Raw genomic sequence first — 6,054 nt, forward strand, 5'->3', positions numbered from 1 at the left:
GCGGAGGTGGCCGTGGGGAGGGAGCTGGGGTGAACCGGGCGACGGAAGCGACGTGTGGGGCCCCTCGGCGGGTGAGGCTCTGGGCCCTGCGGCCCGACCGGTCGGGCAGCGGGACGATCACCGAGGCGGAGTGCACCACCTGTCTCGAAGGGTCCGGCGCGGCGGACGACGGACGGGGGCCCGCCCTGTGGTGCCTGGCGCACACGCAGGCGACGGGTCACACCGGCTTCCGCCGCGTCCGTACGGACTTCTTCCGGGTCACCGCCTTCTGACGGCCCCGGTCCCCGGGCTCAGGCGGACGGTTCCCGGACGTCCGCCAGGGTGGCGCCGGCGTGGGTGACCAGGGACTTCGGGTCCAGGGCGAAGACCGTGTGCGGGTTGCCCGCCGCCGCCCACACCAGGTCGTGGTCGAGGAGGCCGCGGTCGGCGATGACCCGGGTGCGGGTGCGGTGGCCGAAGGGCGGGACGCCGCCGATCGCGTAACCCGTGGTCTCGCGGACCACGCGCGCGTCGGCCCGGGTCACCTCACCGGCCCCCAGCTCCGCACGGACCCGCTCCACGTCGACGCGCGAGGCACCGTCCATGAGGACGAGGACCGGCACCCCGTCGGCGGCGAAGATCAGCGACTTGACGATCTCGGAGACCTCGCAGCCGATCGCCTCGGCGGCCTGCTGGGCGGTCCGCGTCTCGTCCGGGAAGCGGCGGATCTCGACGTCGAGCCCCAGTTCGGCGAGGGCGGCGGCGAATTGAGGGTGGGCGGCGGAAAGGTCGTCTGTGGCCATGGCGGCACGCTAGCGGGGGCCGGCGCGACGGTGCGACCGGGTTTCCCCCGCGTGCACGAGCGCCGGTACGCCGCCGGGCGGACCGTGCACCGGCCCCCGCCCCCGCCCCGTCACCTTCCGGCCGTGGGGGCCGGGGGCACCCGGGAAATCAGCCCGCCTTCAGGACCCGGGCCACCACCCGGCCCGCCGCGTCCGCGCCGTGACCGCCGGACTCGACGACGGCGCCGGCCGCCAGGTCGCCGGAGTAGCCGGTGAACCAGCTGTTGGACGTGCCCTGCCCGTCGACCTCGGCGGAACCGGTCTTCGCGCCCTTGGGCGCCGGCACCCCGGCCATCACGTCGGCGGCGGTGCCGCCCGGAGCGGTCGTCGCGCGCATCATCCGCCCCAGCCCGGAGGCGACCTCCGGGGAGAGCGGCCCGGTCCTGGCGAACTCCCGGTCGCCGACGCTCGCCGGGACCAGGTACGGCTGGAGGAAACCGCCGTTGGCGACGGTGGCGGAGAGCGAGGCCACGTTCAGCGCGTTCATCGTGATCTTGCCCTGGCCGATGTACGAGGCGGCCGTCTCGACCCCGCTCGACTCGGGCACCGAGCCGTCCTCGGTGGAGACGCCCACCGACCAGGTGAGGCCGATGCCGAAGGAGTCGCGGGCGGTCTCACCGAGAGCGGTGTTGTGGACGCCCTTCGCCCTCAGAGGCGTGATGGCCTTGACGAAGGCGGTGTTGCAGGAGCGGCGGAACGATTCCGTGAGCGTGCCGCCCTTGATCTGGAACTTGTCGAGGTTCTGGATGGTGTAGCCGTCCCAGGAAGCGGTCGGCGGGCACTCGACCACCGTGTCGGGGCCCGCGACGCCGTGCTTCATCATCATCGCCGCGGTGACGATCTTCATCGTGGAACCGGGGGCCTGCTTGCCCTGGAAGGCGGTGTTGAAGCCCTGCGCGGGGCTGTTGGCGACGGCCCGTATCGCGCCCGTGGACGGCTCGATCGCGGTGACCGCCGCCGTGTCGTACGCCGCGACCGCCTTTTCGGCGGCGGCCTGCACGTCCGCGTCGATGGTGGTCCTCAGCAGCCCCGGCTCCCCCTTCGACAGAACGAGGAGGGTGGTGTCGGGCACGGACGAGCTGCCCGACTCGATGACGGTCTCGACACCGCCCTTGCCCCCGGCGGCCGCGCCGTACCGGCTGCGCAGCTGGTCGATGACCGGCCCCAGCGAGGGGTACTTCTCCGCCGTCAGCTCCTTGCCGTTCCGGTCGACGGCCTTGACCGGCCCGGTCTTCGAGGGGCCGGTGTGCAGGGTGCCGCTCGCGGTCAGTTTCGGGTGCAGGACGGACGGCTGCCACTTCACCAGCGGCCGGCCGGTGCTGAGCCCGCGCACCACCGTCAGCCGCGAGCTGTACGTCAGCGGCTTCGACAGGCCTTCGTACGTGACGGTCGCCCGCACCGTGAACGGCACCGTCGTCCCCGTCGCCGGCCCCGGCGTGATCTCGGCCGCCGAGACGGAGGCGCCGCTGCGGAAGCCGGCGAGCGCGGGCCCGGCGTTCACCGGGTCGTCGGTCAGCTGGGCCGCCCGCTCCGGCTCCCCGGCCGCCCAGGCGGCGAGGAAGTCCTTCGCGGCCGTCCCGGTCTCCTCCGGCGTGACGGGCCCCGATCTCGGCGCCTCCCCGGCCCGGGTCCCCACGGACGTGCTGCCGCCCGTGATGCCCGTCCACAGGTTGTAGCCCCCGTAGCCGACGCCGCTCGCCACGACGACGAAGACACCCCCCACGATCGCGACCTTGGCTCCACTGCGCATGACTGCGCCTCCCCTCCCCAGGTGGACGAGAGATTCAAACAGCCGTCCGATACGTGTGTCGAGCAACTTTCGGCGCCTGTGTCACAACCGGTACCTCACCCGCCCTTTTCGGCCACCGGGGCGAGGGTGTGGCCGATCACCCTGCCCTGCTACGCGCCGCCTGCGGTCCCCTCACCGGTCCGCGGTCCCCGCCTCCGCCCGCAGGCGCCGCACGTCCCGTACGAGCGCGTAGAGGGTGACGGCGAGGATCACCACTCCGGCGGCGACCCAGAGAACCGAGGCCCCGGAGCGGTAGTCGCGCACGGCGACGACGAGCAGCAGCACGGCGGGGAGAACGCCGAGAGCCGAGATCAGAGTGCTGACGCGGTGAGCCACCCGGCCATCATCACCGACGATCCCGCCCAGCGGCAGTCGTCCGAACGAATCCCCCTACACCCACGTGTCCAGCCACATCCTCGCCCGCCACTCGTCCAGCGGGATCGGCGTCGCCGTGTAGATCGGCCAGAAGTAGATGAAGTTCCAGACGATCAGCAGCACCAGGCAGCCGGCCGTCACCACGCCGATCGTGCGGCGGCGTTCGGAGGAGCCGCGAGGGCCGATGATCGCGCCCAGCAGCATGGCCACCGCCAGGCACAGGAACGGCACGAAGACGACCGCGTAGAAGAGGAAGATCGTGCGCTCCTGGTAGTGGAGCCAGGGGAGCCAGCCGGTCGCGACCGCGCAGGCGATCGCACCCGCGCGCCAGTCCCGGCGGAAGGCCCAGCGCCACAGGACGTACAGGAGGGCGAAGCAGGCGGCCCACCACAGGAGCGGGGTGCCGAGGGCCAGGATCTCCTGGGCGCACTTCTCCTTGGCGGTGGCCGGGCAGCCCGCGGTGCCGGGGGCCGGGGACTCGTAGAAGTAGGAGACGGGCCGGCCGAGCACGATCCACGACCACGGGTTCGACTCGTACGTGTGCGGCGAGGTCAGCTTCACGTGGAAGTCCCACACCGCGTACTCGTAGTGCCACAGGCTCCGCAGCCACTCCGGCAGCCAGCTCCAGAAGCCGCCGCCGTCCAGCTTGTCCTGGTCGGCCGCCCAGGTGCGGAAGTAGCCCTTGTCGGAGGCCAGCCAGCCCGACCAGGTCGCCAGGTAGGTGGCGAGCGCGACCGGCACCGTCGACACGAAGGCCGGGACGGCGTCCCGCTTGAGCATCGACACGTACGGGCGGACCGCGCCGGCCGTCCGCCGGGCGCCCACGTCCCACAGGACCGTCATCAGGCCGAACGCCGCCAGGAACGTCAGACCGTTCCACTTCGTCGCCGCGGCCAGGCCCAGCATCACCCCGGCCGCGATCCGCCACGGCCGCCACCCCAGGCGCAGCGTCTCCGCGATCTCCGCGTCCGGCCGCAGCACCCCTTCCCCGTCCTCCGGCAGCGCCCCGGCGAGCCGCCGCCGCGCCCGGTCCCGGTCGACGATCAGGCAGCCGAAGGCCGCGACCAGGAAGAACATCAGCACCTGGTCGAGGAGCGCGGTCCGGCTCATCACGAAGTGCAGGCCGTCGACGGCGAGCAGCAGACCGGCCAGGCAGCCCAGGAACGTCGAGCGGAACAGGCGCCGGCCGATCCGGCAGATCAGCAGCACCGACAGGGTGCCGAGCAGCGCCACCATGAAGCGCCAGCCGAAGGGCTCGAAGCCGAAGATCTTCTCGCCGAGGCCGATGACCCACTTGCCCATAGGCGGGTGGACGACATAGCCGGGGTCGGTCGGAATCGGTACGGACCCGGGGTCGACGAGGATCTTCTTGTCGACGTCCTTCGGCCAGGCGCCCTCGTAACCCCGGTTGATCAGGGCCCAGGCGTCCTTGGCGTAGTACGTCTCGTCGAATATCACCGCGTGCGGCTTGCCCAGGTTCCAGAACCGCAGCACGCCGGCGATCGCCGCCACCAGCAGCGGACCGCCCCAGGCCGAGAGCCGCCACAGCCGTTCCGCCAGGGCCGGGCCGATCCCGAACAGCTGCCACAGCCGCTCCGAGGGCCGGGCGTACGGCGGGTCGAGCCGGTCCCGCAGGCCGATGGCGAGCGTGCCGGTGGCGGGCGGGCGGTAGCCGAAGCGCCGCAGCCTCCGCTGCCAGGAAGAGGGCTCTGCCACGGTCGGTGCCATGGGGTGCTGGCCCTCCAGGGCCTCGGGTGCGGTACTCGTCACCGCGCCATCGTAGGGAACGCTTCGGTGCGCGTCGCCTGTCCGGGCTGGGAGGATGACCCGTGTGACAGGAACGCTGGTACTCGCAGGGACCCCCATCGGTGACATCGCGGACGCCCCGCCGCGCCTCGCCGCCGAGCTGGAGAACGCGGACATCGTGGCCGCCGAGGACACCCGGCGGCTGCGCGGGCTGACCCGCGCGCTCGGCGTCCACACCAAGGGCCGGGTCGTCTCGTACTTCGAGGGCAACGAATCGGCCCGTACGCCGGAGCTGGTGGAGGCGCTCGCCGGCGGGGCCCGGGTGCTCCTCGTGACGGACGCGGGCATGCCGTCGGTCTCCGACCCCGGCTACCGGCTCGTCGCCGCCGCCGTCGAGCAGGACATCAAGGTGACGGCCGTCCCCGGCCCGTCCGCCGTGCTCACCGCGCTGGCGCTCTCCGGACTGCCCGTGGACCGCTTCTGCTTCGAGGGCTTCCTGCCGAGGAAGGCGGGCGAGCGGCTCGGCCGCCTCCGCGAGGTCGCCGGCGAGCGGCGGACCCTCGTCTACTTCGAGGCCCCCCACCGGCTCGACGACACCCTCGCCGCCATGGCGGAGGTCTTCGGCGCCGAGCGCAGGGCCGCCGTGTGCCGCGAGCTGACCAAGACGTACGAGGAGGTCCGGCGCGGGTCGCTGGGCGAGCTGGCGGCCTGGGCGGCGGAGGGCGTACGCGGCGAGATCACCGTCGTCGTCGAGGGCGCCCCGGAGCCGGGCCCGGCCGAGCTGGACGCGGAGGAACTGGTCCGCCGGGTGCGGATCCGAGAGGAGGCGGGTGAGCGCCGCAAGGAGGCCATCGCGGCGGTGGCGGCGGAGGCGGGGATCCCCAAGCGCGAGGTGTTCGACGCGGTCGTCGCGGCGAAGAACGCGGGGTGACGGCGGGGGCGCCCCCGCCCGTCCCGTACCTCCCGGCCGCCGGGGCCCGGCCTCGTGCCTCGCGGGCCGTCGGGCCCCGGCCTCGCGCCTCGTAAGCCGTCGGGCCGGAAAAAGGGTGAAGAGTTAATCTGAAGGGCAAAGCCGAATCCGGCGCCGGGACTCTTCGCAGAGCGTTTCGGCAAGGGAAGGCCCAAGAGAATTCCATGGTTCTCCCCCCGCTGATGCGCTCCGGCCCGAAAAGGCGTCCACTGGACCCAGTGGAGAGGAGCTGGCATGACCGAGATCACCGGCACCGGCATATCCGTCGCCCATGAGGCGTACGCCTTCGCCTGTATGCGGTGCGGTTACGGCTGGGAGCAGGCGTACGACATCGAGCACCACGTCGACGCGGC

General features: G+C 72.8%; 6 protein-coding genes. 2 read left to right on the forward strand and 4 right to left on the reverse strand.

Translation table 11 applies throughout. The features are described 5' to 3' along the window. Positions 1 to 71 precede the first annotated feature (71 nt). Positions 72 to 272, forward strand: coding sequence for a hypothetical protein (locus tag RIF68_RS24150; protein WP_309053397.1), 201 nt, complete (start codon positions 72 to 74; stop codon positions 270 to 272). 18 nt (positions 273 to 290) lie between these two features. Here the strand turns inward: RIF68_RS24150 and RIF68_RS24155 are convergent, their stop codons facing one another. The 4 genes from RIF68_RS24155 to RIF68_RS24170 all read right to left on the reverse strand — a co-directional run bounded on the left by RIF68_RS24155 (position 291) and on the right by RIF68_RS24170 (position 4,755). Continuing rightward, positions 291 to 782: a YbaK/EbsC family protein gene (locus RIF68_RS24155; RefSeq protein ID WP_309053398.1), complete on the reverse strand. Its 492-nt coding sequence runs from the start codon at positions 780 to 782 to the stop codon at positions 291 to 293. A gap of 148 nt (positions 783 to 930) precedes the next feature. After that, positions 931 to 2,571: a penicillin-binding transpeptidase domain-containing protein gene (locus RIF68_RS24160; RefSeq protein ID WP_309053399.1), complete on the reverse strand. Its 1,641-nt coding sequence runs from the start codon at positions 2,569 to 2,571 to the stop codon at positions 931 to 933. A gap of 171 nt (positions 2,572 to 2,742) precedes the next feature. Beyond that, a complete protein-coding gene (locus RIF68_RS24165) occupies positions 2,743 to 2,946 on the reverse strand; it encodes a hypothetical protein (RefSeq protein WP_309053400.1) in 204 nt (67 codons plus the stop codon). A gap of 54 nt (positions 2,947 to 3,000) precedes the next feature. Beyond that, positions 3,001 to 4,755, reverse strand: coding sequence for a phospholipid carrier-dependent glycosyltransferase (locus RIF68_RS24170; RefSeq protein WP_309053401.1), 1,755 nt, complete (start codon positions 4,753 to 4,755; stop codon positions 3,001 to 3,003). 61 nt (positions 4,756 to 4,816) lie between these two features. Here RIF68_RS24170 and rsmI point away from each other — a divergent pair, with 61 nt between their 5' ends. Further along, on the forward strand, positions 4,817 to 5,662 hold the full coding sequence (gene rsmI / locus RIF68_RS24175; protein ID WP_309053402.1) for a 16S rRNA (cytidine(1402)-2'-O)-methyltransferase: 846 nt from the start codon (positions 4,817 to 4,819) through the stop codon (positions 5,660 to 5,662). Positions 5,663 to 6,054: the final 392 nt, after the last annotated feature.

It is taken from the genome of Streptomyces sp. (assembly GCF_031178505.1).
GTDB classification, from domain to species: domain Bacteria; phylum Actinomycetota; class Actinomycetes; order Streptomycetales; family Streptomycetaceae; genus Streptomyces; species Streptomyces gulbargensis.

Bases quoted from the DNA above. Each gene is read 5' to 3' on its own strand.
- RIF68_RS24160 (WP_309053399.1), bottom strand. From the start codon at position 2,571: ATGCGCAGTGGAGCCAAGGTCGCGATCGTGGGGGGTGTCTTCGTCGTC.
- RIF68_RS24155 (WP_309053398.1), bottom strand. From the start codon at position 782: ATGGCCACAGACGACCTTTCCGCCGCCCACCCTCAATTCGCCGCCGCC.